This is a genomic window from Xenococcus sp. PCC 7305 (assembly GCF_000332055.1).
Lineage (GTDB): Bacteria > Cyanobacteriota > Cyanobacteriia > Cyanobacteriales > Xenococcaceae > Xenococcus.
In genome coordinates this window covers 1-20,822 of the sequence record NZ_ALVZ01000221.1, presented here as the reverse complement: position 1 = coordinate 20,822, position 20,822 = coordinate 1, and the positions used below count along the sequence as shown (strand labels likewise).

The 20,822-nt window shown below is 42.3% G+C and carries 20 protein-coding genes; 9 read left to right on the top strand and 11 right to left on the bottom strand.

Annotation, left to right across the window (positions count from 1 at the left end):
• Positions 1–94: 94 nt before the first annotated feature.
• The 3 genes from XEN7305_RS29375 to lpxD form a co-directional block, all read right to left on the bottom strand.
• Positions 95–271: a hypothetical protein gene (locus XEN7305_RS29375; RefSeq protein ID WP_006511400.1), complete on the bottom strand. Its 177-nt coding sequence runs from the start codon at positions 269–271 to the stop codon at positions 95–97.
• 269 nt (positions 272–540) lie between these two features.
• A complete protein-coding gene (locus XEN7305_RS20360) occupies positions 541–954 on the bottom strand; it encodes a hypothetical protein (protein ID WP_006511399.1) in 414 nt (137 codons plus the stop codon).
• A 62-nt stretch (positions 955–1,016) separates the two neighbouring features.
• Complete coding sequence (gene lpxD, locus XEN7305_RS20355) at positions 1,017–2,066, bottom strand: UDP-3-O-(3-hydroxymyristoyl)glucosamine N-acyltransferase (protein WP_006511398.1); 1,050 nt, start codon at positions 2,064–2,066, stop codon at positions 1,017–1,019.
• A gap of 25 nt (positions 2,067–2,091) precedes the next feature.
• Here lpxD and XEN7305_RS20350 point away from each other — a divergent pair, with 25 nt between their 5' ends.
• The 4 genes from XEN7305_RS20350 (at position 2,092) to XEN7305_RS20335 (ending at position 4,764) form a co-directional block, all read left to right on the top strand.
• Positions 2,092–2,355: a hypothetical protein gene (locus tag XEN7305_RS20350; protein ID WP_006511397.1), complete on the top strand. Its 264-nt coding sequence runs from the start codon at positions 2,092–2,094 to the stop codon at positions 2,353–2,355.
• A 75-nt stretch (positions 2,356–2,430) separates the two neighbouring features.
• Positions 2,431–3,276, top strand: coding sequence for a sulfite exporter TauE/SafE family protein (locus XEN7305_RS20345; RefSeq protein ID WP_006511396.1), 846 nt, complete (start codon positions 2,431–2,433; stop codon positions 3,274–3,276).
• A gap of 4 nt (positions 3,277–3,280) precedes the next feature.
• Positions 3,281–3,925, top strand: a complete 645-nt coding sequence (locus tag XEN7305_RS20340; RefSeq protein ID WP_006511395.1) for a DUF938 domain-containing protein — start codon at positions 3,281–3,283, stop codon at positions 3,923–3,925.
• Positions 3,922–4,764: a M20/M25/M40 family metallo-hydrolase gene (locus XEN7305_RS20335; protein WP_006511394.1), complete on the top strand. Its 843-nt coding sequence runs from the start codon at positions 3,922–3,924 to the stop codon at positions 4,762–4,764. Before XEN7305_RS20340 ends, XEN7305_RS20335 begins: the two co-directional genes overlap by 4 nt.
• Before the next feature lie 21 nt (positions 4,765–4,785).
• On the opposite strand, the gene XEN7305_RS20330 is transcribed toward XEN7305_RS20335, so the two are convergent.
• Positions 4,786–5,226 (bottom strand): GFA family protein, encoded by a 441-nt coding sequence (locus XEN7305_RS20330; protein WP_006511393.1) that lies wholly within the window; start codon positions 5,224–5,226, stop codon positions 4,786–4,788.
• A gap of 318 nt (positions 5,227–5,544) precedes the next feature.
• On the opposite strand from XEN7305_RS20330, the gene XEN7305_RS20325 reads away from it, so the two are divergent.
• Positions 5,545–9,429, top strand: coding sequence for an AAA family ATPase (locus XEN7305_RS20325; protein WP_006511392.1), 3,885 nt, complete (start codon positions 5,545–5,547; stop codon positions 9,427–9,429).
• 7 nt (positions 9,430–9,436) lie between these two features.
• Here XEN7305_RS20325 and XEN7305_RS20320 read toward each other — a convergent pair whose 3' ends face one another.
• The 5 genes from XEN7305_RS20320 to XEN7305_RS20305 form a co-directional block, all read right to left on the bottom strand.
• Positions 9,437–9,847, bottom strand: coding sequence for a PIN domain-containing protein (locus XEN7305_RS20320; protein ID WP_006511391.1), 411 nt, complete (start codon positions 9,845–9,847; stop codon positions 9,437–9,439).
• Positions 9,835–10,074 (bottom strand): hypothetical protein, encoded by a 240-nt coding sequence (locus tag XEN7305_RS20315; protein WP_006511390.1) that lies wholly within the window; start codon positions 10,072–10,074, stop codon positions 9,835–9,837. The genes XEN7305_RS20320 and XEN7305_RS20315 overlap by 13 nt, the downstream gene beginning before the upstream one ends.
• Before the next feature lie 97 nt (positions 10,075–10,171).
• The gene (locus tag XEN7305_RS20310; protein ID WP_006511389.1) at positions 10,172–14,137 is read right to left on the bottom strand and encodes a CHAT domain-containing protein; all 3,966 of its coding nucleotides are present in this window, start codon (positions 14,135–14,137) and stop codon (positions 10,172–10,174) included.
• Positions 14,138–14,190: 53 nt separating this feature from the next.
• Positions 14,191–14,325 carry a hypothetical protein gene (locus XEN7305_RS30060; RefSeq protein WP_255325073.1) on the bottom strand — a complete coding sequence of 45 codons (135 nt, stop codon included), beginning with the start codon at positions 14,323–14,325 and terminating at the stop codon, positions 14,191–14,193.
• Positions 14,326–14,358: 33 nt separating this feature from the next.
• Complete coding sequence (locus XEN7305_RS20305) at positions 14,359–14,610, bottom strand: hypothetical protein (RefSeq protein WP_144053333.1); 252 nt, start codon at positions 14,608–14,610, stop codon at positions 14,359–14,361.
• A gap of 362 nt (positions 14,611–14,972) precedes the next feature.
• Between XEN7305_RS20305 and groES the strand changes: the two genes are divergently transcribed.
• The 4 genes from groES to mutL all read left to right on the top strand — a co-directional run bounded on the left by groES (position 14,973) and on the right by mutL (position 19,660).
• Positions 14,973–15,284: a co-chaperone GroES gene (gene groES / locus XEN7305_RS20300; protein WP_006511387.1), complete on the top strand. Its 312-nt coding sequence runs from the start codon at positions 14,973–14,975 to the stop codon at positions 15,282–15,284.
• Between the two features lie 105 nt (positions 15,285–15,389).
• Positions 15,390–17,012: a chaperonin GroEL gene (groL, locus tag XEN7305_RS20295; RefSeq protein WP_006511386.1), complete on the top strand. Its 1,623-nt coding sequence runs from the start codon at positions 15,390–15,392 to the stop codon at positions 17,010–17,012.
• Between the two features lie 210 nt (positions 17,013–17,222).
• On the top strand, positions 17,223–17,915 hold the full coding sequence (locus tag XEN7305_RS20290; protein ID WP_006511385.1) for a hypothetical protein: 693 nt from the start codon (positions 17,223–17,225) through the stop codon (positions 17,913–17,915).
• 80 nt (positions 17,916–17,995) lie between these two features.
• Positions 17,996–19,660 carry a DNA mismatch repair endonuclease MutL gene (gene mutL, locus XEN7305_RS20285; protein ID WP_006511384.1) on the top strand — a complete coding sequence of 555 codons (1,665 nt, stop codon included), beginning with the start codon at positions 17,996–17,998 and terminating at the stop codon, positions 19,658–19,660.
• A gap of 62 nt (positions 19,661–19,722) precedes the next feature.
• Here the strand turns inward: mutL and XEN7305_RS20280 are convergent, their stop codons facing one another.
• The gene (locus XEN7305_RS20280) at positions 19,723–20,532 is read right to left on the bottom strand and encodes an Rpn family recombination-promoting nuclease/putative transposase (RefSeq protein WP_006511383.1); all 810 of its coding nucleotides are present in this window, start codon (positions 20,530–20,532) and stop codon (positions 19,723–19,725) included.
• A 103-nt stretch (positions 20,533–20,635) separates the two neighbouring features.
• On the bottom strand, positions 20,636–20,822 hold a 187-nt coding region (locus XEN7305_RS20275), incomplete at its 5' end, for a transposase (protein ID WP_006508142.1).

The window sequence follows — 20,822 nt, the reverse complement described above, 5'->3', positions numbered from 1 at the left end:
TATTGCTTAAAATCCTACGATCTTTTGGCACGCTGATCTACTCAAGAGATTTTGAGGATAATTTCAGATCTTTGAATAATCTATTGATTATCGGCTAATAATCGGCCTTATCTTCAAAATTTGCTAAATAAAGCAGTGGCAATTGTTCAGCCCGAAATATCTCCTCGCCCATTTGACCAAAACTATGAAAGACATCAGCTAAAAACCGCAATAGCAAGATGCTGATGAGAAAAGGCCCAGTAGCCAAACTCAAACCAAGCAGAGAGTACATTATTATTGTCTTATTATTGTTTATCATCGTACTAAAAACTAGTATGAACTGTGACGAGGTTAGCAGAACTGCAATATGAAGCCTTTTGTTCCTAATATTTTCATAGCGCTCACTAAATTATATAGGGATTTTTCTCTCAGTTTGAGGTACTGCAATAAAATTAAACGAAGACAGCAGAGATTTGCCCTATAAAATGGGATAACATCCTTGTTCTGGGAAGAATTTTCCTTATTTTATGATGTTTTTCTATTTTGGATAAATAAAGTCTTTTAATGGCTGTTGATAAGGTATTTTGCCCATTTAGCCGCGAGTTCAAGGTCGGTAAAGGGAATTTTAATAGAATTTTCTTGATTTGTTAGTTGGAATTCCAAACTAGGAATTGCTTTGATATTTTCGGTCGGAATATCATTGAAATCAATCACCCTATCTCCTAACAATAAGTTAATCCTGGCAACGTTATTGAGGGAAAAGGTTTGTAGATCCAAAATTCCTTTCGGTGTTGGGGTTCCCCAAGTTAAGTTGCGGTCTTTCTTGCCGATGACGGCATAAATGTCATATTTTGCTTTGTCAAATTTTTCTGACCAAATGCGATAGCCTTCTACTTTTTGATATTCTTGCCAACCTTTACGGGCCAGCCAAATAAATAATCCTAGTAGGGGTAGCCAAATTAATCCTCTTTCCATAGTTTTTAGTTAAAATTGCCCTGGGCAAATGTGATACTTGTGATATTAATGATCAGCTTAAATTATTTTTGACCGAGCAATGATTTCTTGACTTGTTTAATGGTTTGATAAATTTCTGGTAAGCGCTTAAAAACTGCATAGGACTTACGAAAATCTTTGCTGGGAAAGGCTGGAGTCCCTGAAACTAAGGAATTGGCTGCAATGTTATGGGTTACTCCAGATTGGGCTGTCACAATTGTGCCTGTGCCAATGGTAACTTGATTGGCTACTCCCACTTGTCCTCCTAGTAAAACGCGATCGCCGACTGTCGAGCCGCCTGCTATGCCTACTTGAGAAGCTAGGGCGCAATTTTGGCCAACAGTTACCCCATGTCCTATTTGGACTAAATTATCTAACTTGGTATTTTGCTTAATTCTGGTTTCTCCCACCGCAGGTCGATCTACTGCTGTGTTGCAACCGATCTCAACCCCATCTTCCAAGACAGTTTTTCCAGACTGTTCCATTTTATACCACCCTTGCTCTGTAGGGACAAACCCAAATCCCTCAGAACCAATTGCTGCGCCGCTGTGAATTACACAATTGCTGCCAATTTGACTTCTTTCGTGGATAGTACAGTTGGCATGGAGAATTGTGTGATCGCCAATTATCGCATCGGGATAGATTGTGACTTGAGGATGAATACAAACGCGATCGCCAATGACAACTCCTTGTTCAATGACAACATAGGCTCCGATAGAGACTTCTTTCCCTAAGCTTACATTAGAGGCAATGATTGCAGTAGGATGAATCCCAGGATTTGGGCGATAGGGATGATAGAAAAGTGCGATCGCTTTAGCAAAAACTAATCTAGGTTGAGTAGTGGCAATCCAAGCAATTTTTCTGTCGGTGGCTTGCTGTTTTAAAACGTCGTTTTGAGGTAGAATCAGAGCTGTTGCAAGGGTTTTTTCTAACATCGGGGCAAATTTTTCACCTTCGATGTAACTAAGATGTTCGGCTTGGGCTTGGTCTATAGCTGCAACGTTTTTGATGTCTGGATTGAGAGCAGAATCGCGATCGAGACTGTTTTCTGATGCTAGCTCCCCTAATCGATTGACAATTTCTTGAAATTTCACCTCTGTCTTCTCCCAAAATTTATAAATGACCCAAGAATATCAGTATATGTTTAGAGTCATCGCTCAAGACTGCGATGTCGAATTTGCCCGTTGGACTGATGCTCTCAATCATGCTAAATCTCTTATCCCCAATTGTAAAAGTCTCTTCCAGGATATTCGTATTTTCGTTGGTGAAGAGTTGATTTGGATATATAGTCGTTCCCATAAATACCCTCAGTTTATCGGTGCCGGTACTTACGATAAATTGGCCAGATTGTTTATCGCCGAAGCACAAGCAGAAGACGAGTAATGGGTAATGGGTAATGGGTAAAAAGTTTTTGCTTGGTTACTAACTTGATGAATGATGGAAAATAATGACTGAGTTATGGATATTTATGGGATTGCAGTCCTTGCTGCTTTAGGTTTAGGTTCGGGTCTATTGGCTGGGGTGATGGGACTAGGGGGCGGAGTCGTGCTTGTGCCTTTGATTCAAGCTTTGGGCTATTCCCCAGTGCAAGCTGTAGCTACTAGTAGTTTGGCCATTGTAATGACTTCAATTTCTGCCAGTTTTCATAATTATCGGATGGGAAATCTGAATTTGAAACGGGTAATTTCATTGGGCTTGCCATCGCTGTTCACTGCGCAATTAGGCGTATTTTTGTCGAGCGAAATACCTGACTATATTTTGCTGGGGACTTTTAGTCTATTTTTAGTTATTAATATTTTCTTGTCTCAATTTCGTAATAAGTTAGTTGCTCAAGATTTAGAATCGGAAATAGAGCATAAAATAAACCATAAATTAATCGATAACATCGCCCGATTCTCTCCTGCGATCGCCAAAATCGTGCAAGGTGATCTGAAAAAGTTCTTGGCTAGAATTTTTACTGGAGGATTAACAGGATTTCTGGCGGGCTTTTATGGAATTGGTGGCGGAGTAATTTTGGTTCCATTGCAGATGGTATTATTATCGGAATCAATTGTCGTCGCGATCCAAACAAGCTTGGGCGTGATTATGATTACTTCCCTTTCTGCTTGTTTGGGTCATGGATTGCGAGGAAATATTCTGTTTTTTGAAGGTTTTATTTTGGGACTTGGTGGTTTAATCGGTGCACAAATAAGTTCTCGTTTTCTATTAAGGCTCTCTAGTAATGTAGTTGCGACCGCTTTTAATACATTGCTCGCCATTCTATCTGTTTATGTTATGTATTTAGCTTATACAAGTTATCATTAACCAAATGAATTTAGATGCCAGGAGATATGCGGATGCTACTCAACGCAACCGTCAACCAATTTTAGAAATATTACAAAGAATACTTCCCCCCGAAGGCAATATTCTAGAGATTTCTAGTGGTACGGGCCAACATGCCGTATTTTTTGCTGCTGAATTAGTTAATCATGATTGGTATCCCTCAGATCCTGATCCGTTATCCCGAGATAGCATAGCGGCCTGGCGTAATCATCACCCCAGTGACAATCTTCACGACCCGCTTGATATTGATGCGATGACCTCCTGTTGGGCGATCGAAAATGAAAAAATCTCGATCGATGCGATCACACAGTGCCAGGCTTTTTGCCTGATCGCAAATATTAATATGATTCACATTTCTCCCTGGAAAGCCTGTCTGGGTCTCATGGCAGGGGCAAATCGGCTCTTATCAGCTGGGGGAATTCTCTATCTTTATGGCCCCTATAAAAGAAATGGGCAACACATTTCTCCTAGCAATGAAATGTTTGATCGCTCTTTACGCAGTCGCAATTTTCAATGGGGAGTGAGAAATTTAGAAGATGTGGTCGCGATCGCAGAATCAGAAGATTTGGAATTGCAAGAAGTTGTTGCCATGCCAGCGAATAATCTTTCGGTTATATTCCGCAAGCAATGAAAGATAGACTATATAAACATTTGGCCCAAATTGTCCGGAAACGAGATCCCTATCTGGCCTCGGAAGGGCATTTTTTTGTTCAACAATATATTAGGGAACAATTATCTCAATGGGGAGAAGTAACAACCCATGAATTTGAGGTTAGAGGGCAAAAATACCAAAATTTAATTCTCAATCTTCCCGCAGCAACCCCACAGCAATTGCCGCCAATTTTAATTGGTGCTCATTATGACGCGGTTCCCGGAACCCCCGGAGCAGATGACAATGGTACAGGAGTTGCGGTGTTACTAGAATTAGCAGCTGCTTTTGCCGAGAAACCACTAAAATACCCGATTCGGATCGTAGCTTTTGATATGGAAGAATACGGATTATTGGGTAGTAAAGCCTATGCTGCTTATCTCAAGCAAAATAAACAAGCTCTGCGTTTAATGTTGTCCCTAGAAATGTTGGGATATCGCAGTACTCAAGATAATTCACAACAATATCCCGCGGATATCATCAAATATTTTTATCCGAGCAAAGGAGATTTTATCGCTCTAGTCAGCAACCTGATTACTATTCCTGACACAATACGACTGCACAAGAGTTTGCGTCAGCATAATCTCGATTGTCAATGGTTACCAGTACCGAATAATGGGAAATGGATATCTGGAACAGGATTTAGCGATCATAGTCCTTTTTGGGAGCAAGGGTACCGTGCCATGATGGTCACGGATACAGCCTTTCTTCGTAATCCTCATTATCACAAGTCTAGTGATACCATCGAGACCCTTGATGGAGAATTTTTAACTGATGTTTGCCGTGGCCTAATTAAAGGGATTTATGATTTAGCTAACTAAAATGATATTTCTAGTAAGAACCTATTGCGCTTGCGATGAAGCCATTTGAGTAAACTGAGCAAATAACTCCGCTCCTGTCATGTTCTCGGTATTATTCGCAAAAGCATAATATTCTGGTTTCTCGTCGATGAAAACCTGCTGAGCAAAAACCAGCTCTTCGCTATTATCAAAAATACCTGCGGGGAGGAAGTAATGATTCTTACCTTTTAGTCTATAAAACAGGTGGGTGCCACAGTTCTTACAGAATCCTCGTTCTGCCCATTCTGAAGATTGATAACTTCCGATATTTTCTTGCCCAGAAAAACTAATCTCACTTTCGCATTCTGCGCCCAAGAAAGGCCCACCACCCCATTTGCGGCACATACTACAGTGACAAGCTGCTATATGTTTATTAATGCTTGTTGTAGAAAGTTTTACTGCCCCACATAGACAGCTACCTTTGATCTCATGGTCGTTAGACATCTAATTTCTTCCTTGATCAATATTTATTGTTTCTAGATATCCTAGGTTAAATGAGAGAAGCCGTGCTAGATTATGGCGAAATGTTGACAACTGTTAAAAAACACAAAGATTTCCCCCAATAACCGCTACAGATATGTAACAAATGACTTTTGCTACGGTTGTCCGCACCCTAGACGAAATATGTTTGCGCTATTACAATGCCCACTATATTTAAATTGAACCTAAACTCCTAATTGCCTTACTTCCTCATCCCTCATCCCTCATCCCTCATCCTTCATCCCTCATCCCTCATCCCTCATCCCTCATCCCTCCCCTTTTATGGTTCATATCAAACGTGTAGAATTATCTCACTTCAAATCCTTTGGTGGAACAACAAAAATTCCCATATTGCCAGGCTTTACCGTGGTGTCGGGGCCGAATGGTTCCGGAAAGTCTAATATCTTGGATGCACTGCTATTTTGTCTTGGCCTGGCTAGCTCTAAAGGAATGCGTGCCGATCGCCTACCCGATTTGGTCAACCATAAACAGAATACTAATGGTAAAGCCGCAGAAACTACGGTTGCGGTTACTTTTGATTTGTCTGACTGGGAAGGGGAATTTGAGGAAGAAGAGTCTGAGAAACCTCCATCTGTCGAGTCTTCGCAGGATGAAGACAATAAGGATGAGCAGGGAATAGAAAATGGGGGAAATGGAGAAGTAGATGGTCGCAAGGTGTTGAGATTTAATCTCTTGGATGGTAAGTCTCAGATTGACCAGAGTGGAGAAGGCCAGGGAGAGAAGGAAGACCAGGAAGCAAAACCGAAGGAATGGACTGTTACTCGAAGATTGCGAGTCAGTAAGAAAGGTAGTTATTCTTCGACTTTTTATAGTGATGGGGAAGTTTGTACGGCGACGGAGATCCATGAAAAGCTAGAAAGACTGAGAGTTTATCCCGAAGGTTATAACATCGTGCTGCAAGGGGATGTTACACGAATTATTAGTATGAATTCCCGCGAAAGAAGGGAAATTATCGACGAATTGGCAGGAGTAGCCGCTTTTGACCGCAAAATTGACCAAACTAGGAAAACTCTGGATAAAGTAAGGGAAAGGGAAGAGCATCACCATATTATTGAGCAAGAATTAATTGGGGCTAGGGATCGTTTGGCGGCCGATCGCGTCAAGGCAGAAAAATATCGCAAACTCAAAGAAGATGTTCAGGAAAAGAAACAACAAGAAATTATTTTATTTTGGCGAAGTCTGGTTCAAAAACGCGATGAGTTGCAAACTGCCATTACCACGGGAAATAGCAAGATTGCTTCTTTGACAGACATATTAACTGGTCTCGATCGCAATATCGCCGAAAACTCAAAAAATCTCGCAGAACTCAACTCTCAAGTCAAAGCTTTGGGCGAAGATCAACAATTATCAGTTGCTTCGGACTTGGCAACCCAAAAAGCTAAGCGACATCAATTGCAACAGCGACAAGAAGAGCTCACTACGACAGTAGAACAGAAAGCATTATTGCTGGAGAAAACCCAACAAAATCTCTGGCAATATCAGGAAGAATTGGCAGAATTAACCGATAATCGGGAAATTCTTGAAAGAAAGACGCTCCCCCAGTTATCGCAACAGTATCACCAGGCAAAAAATCTTTTAAAAGAAAGACGGGAAATTGCCGATGCGATCGCGATCGCCAGTGAAGCTTGGGTTCAGGAACAAGCAAACCTCACCCGTGAGATTTCGGCACTCCAAAATAATCTCAATCCCCAACGAACAGAGCAAGCAACTTTCACCGAAAGATTGTCCCAGCTAGAGCTAAAAATCAATGAAGAGATTGGCTCTTTATCTCAAGTTGAAGCGGAATTAGTTACGAAGCAGGCCACTCAGCAATTTTTAGCCCAAGAAGTAATTGACGCTGAGCAAAATATTCAAGAGCTTGCTCAGCAATTGGCTGAATTGGAAAGCGATCGCAATTTACAACGAGAAACCCAACAAAGACTGCTAGTCGAGCAAAGAAATAAACAACGAGAATTAGATAAATTAGAAGCGACTAAAACTGCTCAACAAGAAGCCCAAGGAACCTATGCCAGTAAGATAATTCTCAATGCCAATTTACCAGGAGTTCACGGTTTAGTTGTCCAGTTGGGACAAGTGGAAAAACGATATCACCTAGCCTTGGAAACGGCTGCTGGAGGCAGACTGGGATATATTGTTGTGGAAAGCGATCGCGTTGGCGCCGAGGGGATTGAATTATTAAAAAGACAAAAGGCCGGCAGGGCAACTTTTCTACCGCTAAATAAGATTCGAGCGCCCCATCAAGCAAATATGGCAACGATGCGCTTTGGTCGCGGCTTTATCGATTTGGCTGTTAATCTGGTAGATTGTGAAGCTCAATATCGCAATATCTTTGCTTATGTTTTCGGGCAGACTGTGGTTTTCGATACTTTGGACAATGCCCGTTCTCTCCTGGGAAAACATCGCATTGTCACTTTAGAAGGGGAAATTTTAGAAGTTAGTGGGGCAATGACGGGAGGTAGTAAATCTGCTCGCTCTAGTTTGCGTTTTGGCAAGGTGGCAACTAATGAGTCTCGCGAAGTAGATGCTCTCAAAGTAAGACTATCAGAGATAGAATCTATCCTCACCAATAATGATTTGAGAATATCTCAGCAGTCAGCTCAAATCAAAAAATTAGCCGAAAGTCTCAGCGAGGCCAAACAATTACATCGGGAGAAGCAATTAGTTTTACAGCAATTGGAGAAGGAGATTCAGCAATTAACTTCTCAGCAAGCATATCTTACCGGGCAACTAGCGAATCATCGTCAGGAACGAGATGATATCCAGTCGCGATCGCGATTTATCGCGGACACCATTCCCGAACAAGAAACTAAATTACAACAGCTCCAACAGCGACTCAACGAGCTAGAAGAGTCCCATGACCAAAGCGAATGGCAACAAGTTCAAGCAGGCATTAGAAATCACGAACAAGATCTCCAAACCAAAGAAGAAAAATTTCGTCAAGCAGAAATCCAGCTCAAGGATCTGACAAATCAGGAACAACGTCTGAGTGAGAAGACCCTAGAAGCACAACAACAGATAGTGGAGTTGCAGGCAGAACAAGCGGCAATGACTAATCAACAGGAGACTATTGCTAATCAACTACAAGAGTTGGCCGTCAAAATAAGCGAACTCGAAATCCAATTACAGCAGCTCAACCAACAGCTAGGAGCTACCAAAGAAGAACGCGATCGCGTTGAGAATGAACTTAAAAATCTCCAAACTCAACAGCAACAAAAATCTTGGCAAAAAGAAAAATTACAAACTACTCAAGAAGAGAGAAATAAGACCTTAAGTAATTTACAACAGCAAATCACCGAAAGGGAACATGAGTTGATGGGTCGGGATGAAGGTCATTCGCCCAGTGAAAGTGATTCTCATAACCTAGAAGAAGATGATCCGGTCAATGCGATCGCAGCCGAGCCAGCTAGTAACAAAGAATTACTCTGGAATCAACTCTATCAAAAACTTTTTAATCAAAAAGATGGGTCAGAATTACCCGAAATTACCCATGCTATTTTGCAGGAGAAACTCGAACAACTGCAAAAACAAATCCGTAATGGCGAAAAAAGATTAGAGGCAATGGAGCCAGTAAATATGCTGGCTTTGGAAGAATATGAAAAAACTGAAGCCAGATTACAAGAATTATCGGAAAAATTAAATACGATCGCCGCAGAACGAACCGAATTATTGCTGCGGGTCGAAAAATTTACAACCCTACGTTTTCGAGCCTTCAAAGAAGCTTATGATGCGGTGGATGAAAATTTTCAAATTATTTTCGCAGAACTATCCGAAGGTGATGGTCATTTGCAGTTAGAAGATCCTGATGATCCTTTTAATGGTGGTTTATTATTGGTGGCCCATCCCAAAGGCAAGCCTGTTCAAAGATTGAGTTCGATGTCTGGGGGAGAGAAATCTTTGACTGCTTTGAGTTTTATTTTCTCGTTACAAAAATATCGTCCTTCACCTTTTTATGCTTTTGATGAGGTTGATATGTTCCTAGATGGTGCCAATGTGGAAAAATTGTCGAGGATGGTGAAAAAACAAGCTCAAGAAGCCCAATTTATTGTGGTTAGTTTACGTCGTCCGATGATTGAAGCTTCAGAAAGAACTATTGGGGTCACTCAGGCTAGAGGTGCTCATACTCAGGTGTTGGGTATTAAGTTGTAATGATTGATCACATTATAGCCCTTCTCGAATTAGTGAGATACAGAAGATCTTCCTTTAGGGAACAGGGAATAGGGAACAGGGAACAGGAAACGGGTAACGGGGATTTGAGGTTAGTATTTGCCCGTAGATTAGATGCTTGTCGTAAAACAGATTGATTAATAGGAACAAGCTGCATTGCTGAATTTAGCAACAATTGTTCGTAGTCAGAAATTAAAGGCTTGTTATTATTCCGCAAAGGCAAAACTAAAACTTCCATTAATACTAAATCACTGCTAATAAGTTCGATCTCTTGCTCTTGAAATTTTTCCCATAAAGGTCTTAGAAGGTCAAAATAGTCTATATTTTCCTCAAAAGTGTAGATGATAACCGATGTATCCACATAAACTTTGCTGCCAGATGGAATTACTAGCTGTCCCATGAATCCCGTTCCTCTTGCAGTTGTCGATCTATATCTTCTGCACTTCTACGAGCATGTTTACTGCGGCTTTCTTCGATTAATTCTAAGACTGATTGCTTCTTCTGTTGCGGTTTTTCCGGCATCACAACAAATACATCGACTGTGTCGCCAATTGATCCTTCAGGAATTTCAATTTCGATTTTGTTTCCTGGTAAAACTTTAGTTGTTAAATGTAAGGCAGGTTGCATAGTTGAATTTCCGCGACTTGGTAATTTATTTGCTCGTCAAGATTGGTGTTAGGTTTTAGGTTCAAAAAAATCATAAGGAGCGATTCGCGAATCGCCCCTACCCAATCCTCCGCAGGATAGCACCGACAATCGCTGCATCCTTATAATCCAAAGGTTCGCATAGCAGTTCTTCATCTCGTTCTCCCTCTAAGATGGCACGGATCGCAGTGACCAGACTGGCCCAAACTTCTGGTAATTGATCCATATCATCTTCCAACTGTTGCCTCACTTCTGCATCATCCACCGCAGCAACTACTCCTGCAATCAAATTCTCGTATTGCTGCAATTGATAGGGCATTCCCGCGAACTGATTGTATTCTTGGCGAGATAGACGACGATATTCTCTAGCTTGGTCGGTATCGCCCTGCTTATCTGCAATTGCTGCTAAAAGTCCATAGGTTTTCCAAATCTCAGCCGCTGCCGGATCTAAGGTTTTTTTGATCGCCAGTCCTTCTTCTGCTAATTGTCGTGCTTCGGGCAGGCGATCGCGCTGGTTTTGTAGCAAATCAGCGAGGTTGTTGAATACTTTAGCTCCTTTATCTGGTAAAGCTTCACAATGCTCTAAGGTTTTGCGATACCAGGTCTCTGCTTCTTTCAGTCTGCCAGCATTTTCATTGACCATAGCTAATTGATTCCAAGTCTGGGCAGCACCCTCTAGATTACCTTGGTATTCTTTAATTTTTGCCGATTCTCGGTATGCTTGTTCCGCCGCTTCCCACTGTTGGGCTTCTTCGTGCACCATACCCATTTGATGCCAAACTGTTGCTTCGGATGCTGGTTCATTGAGTCCCTGGAATATCTTTAGTGCTTCTTGATAGGCTTTTGCTGCTTCTGCTAATTTGCCTTGCACTAGGGCTAGAGTTCCCAGTTGTATGTTTGCTACTGCTTTTTGCCTGGTGTCACCAAGTTCTTTTGCGATCGCTAGTGATTCCTGGTAGGCAATTCTAGCCTGGCCGTAATCACCCATATCCGTCAACACATCCCCCAAATCAGTCTGGAATGTCCCAATCTGTCTTTTCACGCTGTTAGAAACTGGTAACTGTTCTGCCGTGGCGATTCCCTGACGGTAGCATTCTGCTGCTTCCGCTGAGCGACCTTGAGCCATCAAGCATCTTCCTAGCCTGTTCAAAGTAAAGCAGCGCTCGTAACTCGCCTCTTCCCCCAATCCCGCTAATATCTCAGCAAACAGTTGCTTGGCTTCCTCGTAGCGACCAGCATTAAACAATTGCTGTCCTTTATTACTGCGGGCGAGATACCAGGCATAGGAACCTGGTTGACCTAGGTCTTGAGCGCGTTGGGTGAGGGCAGCGCGATCTTTATTGAGGCCAAAAAAGTCGAGAAATTTGTTTACTTTATCAACAAACTCAACTGCTGATTCTGCTCCTGCATCCAGAGCTCCGTTCACCGCAGCTAGCAAATTGGGCAATTCTCGCTGAGCTACAGCACGAGCATCTAGGGGATTGGTTCTATCTTGGACATACAAATCGCGAGATAGTTGATAATATTGCGCTTGATAACGAATAGTCAGTGCGGTTAGTTCCTCCGGGGTGAGACGGGAGAGAAGCACAGGAGCTAGGGTGGGATGAAACTTGAGATAGGGCGCAGTAACTCCTGGTAGGCGTTCTGTCTGCATTAACCCTGTAGCTTCCAATGCTTGACGTAAGGTTGCCCAAGTTGCCTCGTTGGCTCCTGCTGCCAATTCAGATTGGGGCATCTGAATTACTTCTCTAGCATTCTCTACATTTTCTCTGGCATATTGTTGTAGCTGCTCTACCCCTTCTTGAGTCAATTCAGCCCCGTCAGGAACATCGTAACCGAGAGCACGGCCAATAAGAATTGGATCGTTGCTTAATATTGCTTCTGCTAACTGTTTAGCTTTTTCAAGTTCAAGATCTTCCTCTGTTTTCCCTAACCCAGTCACTCTCAACAAGACATCTTCCATCGCTCCACTCTGAAATATCCCCAAGCGCGGCAAAAACTTCTGGGCTTCGGGGTCGAGCCGTTCTAGGGACAAATTCAAAGAAGCAATTAAACTTTTATCCTTTTCCTCTACCTCAGCCGTTTCCTCAAGCAACCGCTCCAGAGCTTGCCCTACGTCCGCAGGACGGCGTTCTTTTAACTGTCTTGCCAATAACTTGATCGACAGAGGATGAAAATCGACCAGCTTGAATAAATTTATCAGCGCATTCCGTTGGGGCAAATCGAATTTCGGTGCCGGGGGAAATTTCATTAGGGTTTGAAAAAAATCTAGGGCATCTTCTGGATATTTCGGAGAACCCAAACCCTGCAAAGTCAAAGCCTGATGAATTAAACTACCTTCGGTAGGGTAATCTGGATGATTGAAATTTCCGGCTCTGGTTGTTAGTAAAATTCGGCAATTACCCGCTTCCGACCATTTTTTGGCAACATCTAGCAATGCTTGCAAACCTTCGTTTTCTAGAACTTCCAAATTATCCAAAATAATCAGCAGTGGCAGTTTATCCCTCTGTAAATAGGTCGTGACCGCATCCCCATCGATAAAACTCTGCTCCACAACCGTTCTCAAAATACTAACTGCCAACCCTACCGCGTCGATGCTCTGAAAATCCGTATAATCAACAAAACAGATTTTTTCGAACATTCCCGTGCGATAGAGCCAGCGCCCAGCTTCGACGGCCAAAGAAGTTTTGCCCTGCCCCCCAAACCCAGAAATCGTCAAACGACGGGTTTTACCTACCAAGGCTCTTTCAATTAACCATAATTCCCGACTTCGTCCAAAAAAGCCTGCTTCCTGTAATTTCGGCAAATTGCCCCATTTGACAGGTTCTATCGCTTCAGATAAACTATCCGTCAACAAAGGTGTATCCCTTCCTGCTTGATAAAGTGCAGGTAAAAACCAATCCTGCAATTTGAGAGTGATTCTGGTTTCGCCCCGTTGTCGCTCGCCCCTTTCTTGGTTGAGATACAAATGTCGTCGGGCATTGTCCAGCGCTTCCCCCATGGCTTCCCCGCGAGTCAAACGCTGATAAAATTTGGCAAAAAGTTCCTGTGCCGTGGTTACCAGCACCGAGTGGGTCATAGCCAAAACCGAAGGAATGCCTGCATGGGTTAATCTTGCTGCTACACTGCCCATGGCATCTTCTCCTGCCATTTTCGCCGATTGACAGGCCGATAGCACCATCAACCCCACCTTCTGACGATTGAGCATATCCCCCAAGGTTTCTGCTGTAATTAGGGCTTGTTTGCCCTCGCGATCTTCAAACAGCAGATAGCCCATATTGGCTGCATTAGCAGCGGTGGTTTCCTTCGTCAGTCTGCGATCGCTCTTCTTCGCTTGCTCGTACAAATTGCCATCAGGATCAAATACACCATGACCATCAAAATGAACAATATCCACCGAAGGTTGGCGCCGATCTTCTAGGCGTTCTACCAAATTATCCAAAGTCGCTGGGCGGAGAAACTCGACTTCTATTTTGCCGGCGGCTTCTTTTTCTATAGCTTCCAAAACTGCGATCGCCTCACCGCGAGGATTAATAAAACCCGCATCTGTGGGACGACTAATCACAAACAGCATGTGCAAGCGATCTTTGGGTTGTACCCTGAGAGATCTGCGGCCGCCACCTGCCCCGGCAAAGCGACGACGGATTGAGATTCGAGGATTATCGTTAACCAAATAGGTACCTGCCGAATCCCGCAATAGTTCCCAGGGCAAGGATAAGACGGCAGGATGACTAGTGCTGATAGTCAGTAATTTACCTGGTTCATCTTGATCCTGAAAGTCATTAAACAAGCGTTGGGCAGCGCGATCGCAGAAAACAGCATCAAACAAAGCCTCACCCCATAGAGGCAACTCCTCGGCAATCCGCTGCGCCCTTTGGTCATCGACATCAGCAGTATATTGGGCGGCATAGGTTTCTAGATACCATTGAATATCTTTGAGCGCTGCGCCCTTAATCGGAGAAATAAATTCTCGGGCTTTTGTTTCGTTGCCATCGAATTTAACAATTACTTGATCGATCTCTGGGAAACGCAGGTTTAATTCCATGCCAGATTCCTAATTAAGTTAGGGAAGGATGAGGACGCTTATTTGAGTGTAGCTTAATTGGAATAGTGTTCGCAAAAAGCTTTAACTCCCAGATGAATCACAATGACAGCAACCGAGACCAACAGAATTTCCAAAGCACCACCAGCAAATCCCAGTCCTACCAAAATTGCCGTGAATCTGTTGATCACATCCTCATTGTTAAGATCTGACCATTTTTGCCACTAACCATAAAGAACTCCTCCTTCCTCACAGAGATCACTTTTGGCCACATGCCGAAAAGTCTGCAAAAAGGTTGTAGGATTTTCATTAGTAATTTCGGCAATAGCTTGACTTTGTCTGGCAGGCAGTTGCTCTTGCTCTTCTGTCACTCCTTTTTGGCTCTCAGCAGGAGATGCTTGAGCAAGCTCTTGAATTTGCCGATCAATCTCCGCCGACAAGTTACCAATCTTTTCCTTCGTAAAAATATTTTCCACAATCACTTTCTCAATTTCACTAGTTTAATTATTATAATAATTGCAGGCAAATTCTCCAGTGGAAATAGCAGTAAACAGATCGGAATATCACGTCCCTATTACTTTTGACTTTTGACTCTTGACTTTTGACTTTTGACTCTTGACTTTTGACTCTTGACTCTTGACTCCCCCCATCTGCCCTCTGCCCTCTGCCCTCCTAGTACGGTAAACCACACTGACTAGCTAGTTGCCAGATTGTAGCAAATTTAGCTAAATTAGCACTCGGAAGGGGAGAGTGCTAATCCTAGAAAATTCAGGAAGCATTCTTCCCTAAGTAATTGAAATTAAACTCAAACTTATTTCTCCATTTAAGAGGATTTTCTATGGCAGCTATTAGCATTAACGTATCTACTGTAAAACCTTTAGGCGATCGCGTTTTCATCAAAGTAAGTGCATCTGAAGAAAAAACCGCTGGTGGTCTTTATTTACCCGATACAGCAAAAGAAAAACCCCAAGTAGGTGAAGTTGCAGCAGTAGGCCCTGGCAAACGCAACGATGACGGTAGCTTTACAGCTTTGGAAGTAAAAGTTGGCGACAAAGTTCTTTACTCCAAATATGCTGGCACTGACATCAAACTTGGTGGTGATGAGTATGTACTACTTTCCGAAAAAGACATTCTTGCCGCAGTCTCCTAGTCATTGATAAGTGAACATTGACCAGTGAGAAGTTAGCTTTTGACTGTGAATCTGTTGAAATGTAATTTCTTGTCCACCATTTTTAAGTAAGGAAGATCAAATTTAATGGCAAAATCTATTATTTATAACGACGAAGCCCGTCGTGCATTGGAAAAAGGAATTGATCTCTTAGCCGAAGCAGTAGCCGTTACTCTAGGCCCCAAGGGACGTAATGTAGTTCTTGAGAAGAAATTTGGCGCACCCCAAATTGTCAACGATGGGGTGACAATTGCCAAAGAAATTGAATTAGAAGATCATATCGAGAATACTGGTGTATCCTTAATTCGTCAAGCAGCTTCGAAAACTAACGACGTTGCCGGTGATGGTACTACCACTGCAACTGTACTAGCTCACGCGATCGTTAAAGAAGGTTTGCGCAACGTAGCTGCTGGAGCAAATCCGATCGCCCTCAAACGCGGCATCGACAAAGCAACTGATTATTTGGTCGATAAAATCAAAGATCATGCTCAGCCTGTAGCTGATTCTAAAGCGATCGCTCAAGTAGGAACAATTTCTGCTGGTAACGACGAAGAAGTCGGTAGAATGATCTCCGAAGCAATGGATAAGGTCGGCAAGGAAGGAGTTATCTCTCTCGAAGAAGGTAAATCCATGACTACCGAATTAGAAATTACCGAAGGGATGCGTTTCGATAAAGGATATATTTCTCCTTACTTCGTAACTGATACTGAGCGCATGGAAGCAGATTTAGAAGAACCCTTCATTCTAATTACTGACAAGAAAATTGCTCTAGTACAAGATCTAGTACCCATTCTTGAGCAGGTAGCTCGTCAAGGTAAAACTCTTCTCATCTTGGCTGAAGATATCGAAAAAGAAGCATTGGCTACTTTGGTAGTTAACCGTCTTCGTGGTGTTCTCAATGTAGCTGCTGTTAAAGCTCCTGGATTTGGCGATCGCCGCAAGCAAATGCTCGAAGATATTGCTGTTCTCACTGGTGGACAAGTAATCTCTGAAGATGCAGGGCTAAAACTCGAAAGTGCCAAAATCGAAATGCTTGGTACTGCTCGTCGCATTAATATCACTAAAGACAGCACAACTATCGTTGCAGAAGGTAACGAAGCAGCAGTGAAAACTCGTTGCGACTTACTACGTCGTCAAATCGAAGAATCAGAATCTTCCTACGACCAAGAAAAACTTCAAGAGCGCCTAGCAAAACTTAGTGGTGGTGTTGCCGTAGTTAAAGTTGGTGCTGCTACCGAAACTGAAATGAAAGACCGCAAACTACGCTTGGAAGATGCGATCAACGCAACTAAAGCAGCTGTAGAAGAAGGTATTGTTCCTGGTGGAGGTACTACTCTGGCTCACCTCACTCCTACATTAGAAGAATGGGCAACTGCCAATCTTAAAGACGAAGCTTTAACTGGTGCTTTGATCGTATCCCGTGCTTTAGCTTCTCCTCTTAGAAGAATTGCCGAAAACGCTGGCCAGAATGGTGCAGTTGTTGCTGAGCGCGTTAAAGAGAAAGACTTTAATGTTGGTTACAACGCAGCTTCTAATGAGTTCGTTGATATGTTTGAAGCTGGAATTGTTGATCCGGCAAAAGTTACTCGCTCTGCACTGCAAAATGCTGCTTCCATCGCGGGAATGGTCTTAACTACCGAATGTATCGTAGTAGACAAACCTGAGAAAGAAAAAGCTCCTGCTGCTCCTGGCGGTGACTTCGATTACTAAAATTAGCTAATAGCTAATCACATTTTTAATAACAATAATCATTGCATCTTAGCTGTTTTCCTAGAGAAGACAGCTATTCTTTTAATTTTCTGAAATTTAAACGACAGAATAAGCTTGAGAAATTAAGATTACTAGTACTAAGATAGATTTTTGACAAATGACTGTTGCCCATTATCCATTAATGATATTGCCATCATAAAGATGAACTTCATGGAAATGATTCCTCAAATAGAAGCCCAACTGACAGAGATCTCCGCCAAGAAAGAAGCTAACCAAAAAGAACAAGCTATCATTAGCCAGAAGATTAAGGACTTGGAAGATAGTCTCCAAAAGCAATATGGTCGCCAAAGTAAATTAGATCAAGAAATCATAGATTTATGTGCTCAGTCAGAAAAATTGGAGACAAAATTAAATAAGCTCAACAAAATTGCCGATCTAGCTCAAAATTTTCAGGAATTGGCTGAAGAATGCCAGGACAATCAAGAGTTGTTGAGTACTTTATACTCTTCTGTTTCTAACAAAGTACTAGTTGAGGAAAAACCAAAAACTGTCCCAACATTGACTATGCAACAGGGAAATGCAGTGATTAATGTCGAAGAAGATCTTAATCAAGGGTCGAAATTAAGTATTGACAAAGTTAAAGCCGAATTACCCAATGCGGAAAAAATCTATCAGAAATTGGTGGCAAGTTATTTAGAACAGTATCATATCTATCAAAATATAATTGTTGACGGGCTAGATTTGGTTTGGTGCGCGGTGGCTTTTATTGCTTTTGGTCGAGATTCTTATCGCCAAATGTGTCGTAAACACCATCCAGATTTAGAGGGATCAGAACAATCAATGCAACTGATTAATACCGCATGGGAGATTTCTCAGGAATATTTAAAATCCACTAAACATTGAGTAATTACAACTTTCAATTTTCAATTTTCAATTTTCAATTTTCCCCCATTCGAGGGCAAGCAATTTTCAATTTTTTTTGCATGAGTATTCAAGTTTTACCTGCTGAGGTAGTTGATTTGATCGCTGCTGGGGAGGTAATTGATTCTCTGTCGGCTGTAGTTAGGGAATTGGTGGAGAATGCCTTGGATGCAGGAGCGACAAGAATCAGTGTTTCTCTGTTGCCGAGTTTATGGCAAGTCCAAGTATCTGATAATGGCAAAGGGATGACCCTAGAAGATCTAAGAGTTTGTGCCGCTCCCCATAGTACGAGCAAAATTTGCACTAGCCAAGATTTGTGGAATATAACTAGTTTAGGCTTTCGTGGGGAAGCGCTTCATAGTATTTCTCAAGTATCGGAGCTCGCTATTTGTAGTCGTTTGTCGGGCAGGCTGGATGCTGTGGGATGGCGGATTGGTTATCAAAAAGGAAAGGTTATTGAAGAAGAAGCGATCGCGATCGCCTCAGGAACAATTGTTACAGTAACCAATCTCTTTAGTTCTTTGCCGGTACGTCGTCGAGGTTTACCGCCAGTTAACCAACAGCTCAAAGCAATTCAAAAATTAATTCAATATATTGCTTTGGCTCATCCGACTATTACTTGGCAAGTTAAACAAAATAATCAGCCTTGGTTCCATATCAGTCCTGGGGTCAATTCACGGCATATTTTGCCGCAATTCCTGAGGAAAATTACCACAGGCGATTTACGATATTTTCGCGAATTTGGAGATGGAGAATCAAGCCTGGAGCTGGTTTTGGGCCTGCCAGACCGCGCCCATCGTTACAAGCCAGATTGGGTCAAAGTGGCAGTAAATGGCCGAGTAATTCGCAATCAAGAATTAGAACAAGCTATGATTTCGGGGATGAGTAGAACTTTACCTCGCGATCGCTTTCCCATTGCTTTTTTGCATCTCCATGTCAATCCAGATCAAATCGATTGGAATCGTCATCCGGCCAAAGAGGAAATCTATCTCCATTCTCTTGGCCATTGGCAAGAAAAAGTTGGTCATGCTATTGAAAAGAGTTTACGGCTCAATAATGATTATTCTCCTCAGGGTGAGGGCGATCGCAGAATCAAAAAAGTTCTCAAAGCTGCTGAACCAAAAGCTATTTACAATTTCAATGAGGAGACAACCCTCTCAGACAAGCTACCTCATGATATTAGTCAGCTCAAATTAAAAGCGATCGCACAGGTTAATAAAACCTATATCATCGCCGAGCATCCCCATGGTTTATGGATTATCGAACAACATATTGCCCATGAAAGAATTTTATACGAGCAATTACAAGACCAGTGGGAAATTGTGTCTTTAGCCACTCCCATTGTCTTAAATAATCTTCGGCCATCTCAATTACAACAACTGGAAATATTAGGGCTAGAAATTGAACCCTTTGGTGAGGAACTATGGGCAATTCGTAATGCTCCTGCGATGTTGGCAACAAGAGAAGATTGTCAGGCTGCTTTAATTGAGCTGAGCTGGGGAGGAGACTTAGAGGCGGCGCAAGTAGCCACGGCTTGTCGTAGTGCAATTCGCAATGGCACACCTTTAACTAAAGCCAAGATGCAGGAAATTGTAGATCGTTGGCAAATAACCCGAAATCCTCGTACTTGTCCCCACGGAAGACCGATTTATTTATCTCTCGAAGAATCTACTTTAGCTCGCTTTTTTCGTCGTAGTTGGGTGATTGGAAAAAGTCATGGGATTTGAAATCAAAAGTCAAAAGTCAAAAGTAAATTTATGGAATTGGACAGTTTGCGCGATCTCTAATATCAATTCAGCCAATTTACTAAGTCCGCTATAGTGGCAAAATCTAATAAAGCTTCGCCTAAATCCTCCAATTCCGCGATCGATAAACTTTTAATCCGCCGCTCTAAATCTGGAGCAACTTTCCCGATGCGTTTTTTCAGAAGACGTAACACTAAAGAAACTTCTCCTTCCTGTTTACCTTCAGCTTTACCTTCAGCTTTACCTTCAGCTCTAATTTCTTGATAAATAACTGATTCGCGCATAAGTTTGTTCCTCAATAATGCTTCAATAACTTTCTTTTCTAAGACTAATCCTGCCAGAATCGCCGTTGAAGCTGCTATATTGCTTTGTTGACGACGTTCTTCAATTTGTTCAATTCTTTGAGCTATCTCCCTTAAAGTTTCTGTTCTACTCTTAGTTTGACCCAAAACTGCTAAGGGTAACAAGCCAGTCGATTGCCAAAAGATTTCTTTTGGTTGTTCCCACAATCTGATCACTTGGAATTCATGCCGAGTGCCAGGAACACTAAAATTCTCTTGATAGGCCAATTCTGAACTAGTCGGTTTGAGGTAAATCACTACCTGATGCATTCGCTTATTGGGGTAGCGACGATAAACTCGCAAACGATAGTCCGCCATGCGAAAGGGTATTTCTGCTTGGGGTTCGGTTTGAAATTCAATATGTAGCACCAACTCTGACGATTGCAGCAGAATTAGGGCATCAGCTCGAATTGGCTCTAAGGATAACTCCCGAGGACTAAGTTGAGATAAGCTAACTGGTTCTCCCAAAAGCCATTGAGCAACCTGAGTTCGACAAGATGAAACCAAGACCATACGCGATCGCTAAAAAATAAATTGCGCTCAGCAAAGCTTGGCGCTTTGTGCGTCATGAGATTTAAAATGGATTAGGCTCTATCTTCTAGCTGCTGAATCAGGGTTAAAAAACAGTAGGAGGGAGAGCCGATAAAGCTTTGGGCTCTAGATCAAGAGAAGGTTTCTGCGGGAAATAAGAGTAAGCTACTAATCCAGCCAGAAGATTCACCAGAAAATTCCAGATACTCCTGTGTCTTGAATGCTCTATTTGAGAAATATTTTTGAGTTGGTCATTGACTGTTTCAATTAAA

Bases quoted from the DNA above. Each gene is read 5' to 3' on its own strand.
- XEN7305_RS20310 (WP_006511389.1), bottom strand. From the start codon at position 14,137: ATGGAATTAAACCTGCGTTTCCCAGAGATCGATCAAGTAATTGTTAAA.
- XEN7305_RS20280 (WP_006511383.1), bottom strand. From the start codon at position 20,532: ATGGTCTTGGTTTCATCTTGTCGAACTCAGGTTGCTCAATGGCTTTTG.
- XEN7305_RS20335 (WP_006511394.1), top strand. From the start codon at position 3,922: ATGAAAGATAGACTATATAAACATTTGGCCCAAATTGTCCGGAAACGA.
- XEN7305_RS20315 (WP_006511390.1), bottom strand. From the start codon at position 10,074: ATGCAACCTGCCTTACATTTAACAACTAAAGTTTTACCAGGAAACAAA.
- groES (WP_006511387.1), top strand. From the start codon at position 14,973: ATGGCAGCTATTAGCATTAACGTATCTACTGTAAAACCTTTAGGCGAT.
- XEN7305_RS20325 (WP_006511392.1), top strand. From the start codon at position 5,545: ATGGTTCATATCAAACGTGTAGAATTATCTCACTTCAAATCCTTTGGT.
- XEN7305_RS29375 (WP_006511400.1), bottom strand. From the start codon at position 271: ATGTACTCTCTGCTTGGTTTGAGTTTGGCTACTGGGCCTTTTCTCATC.
- XEN7305_RS20290 (WP_006511385.1), top strand. From the start codon at position 17,223: ATGGAAATGATTCCTCAAATAGAAGCCCAACTGACAGAGATCTCCGCC.
- XEN7305_RS20340 (WP_006511395.1), top strand. From the start codon at position 3,281: ATGAATTTAGATGCCAGGAGATATGCGGATGCTACTCAACGCAACCGT.
- XEN7305_RS20360 (WP_006511399.1), bottom strand. From the start codon at position 954: ATGGAAAGAGGATTAATTTGGCTACCCCTACTAGGATTATTTATTTGG.
- mutL (WP_006511384.1), top strand. From the start codon at position 17,996: ATGAGTATTCAAGTTTTACCTGCTGAGGTAGTTGATTTGATCGCTGCT.
- XEN7305_RS20350 (WP_006511397.1), top strand. From the start codon at position 2,092: ATGACCCAAGAATATCAGTATATGTTTAGAGTCATCGCTCAAGACTGC.
- XEN7305_RS20345 (WP_006511396.1), top strand. From the start codon at position 2,431: ATGGATATTTATGGGATTGCAGTCCTTGCTGCTTTAGGTTTAGGTTCG.
- XEN7305_RS20320 (WP_006511391.1), bottom strand. From the start codon at position 9,847: ATGGGACAGCTAGTAATTCCATCTGGCAGCAAAGTTTATGTGGATACA.
- XEN7305_RS20330 (WP_006511393.1), bottom strand. From the start codon at position 5,226: ATGTCTAACGACCATGAGATCAAAGGTAGCTGTCTATGTGGGGCAGTA.
- groL (WP_006511386.1), top strand. From the start codon at position 15,390: ATGGCAAAATCTATTATTTATAACGACGAAGCCCGTCGTGCATTGGAA.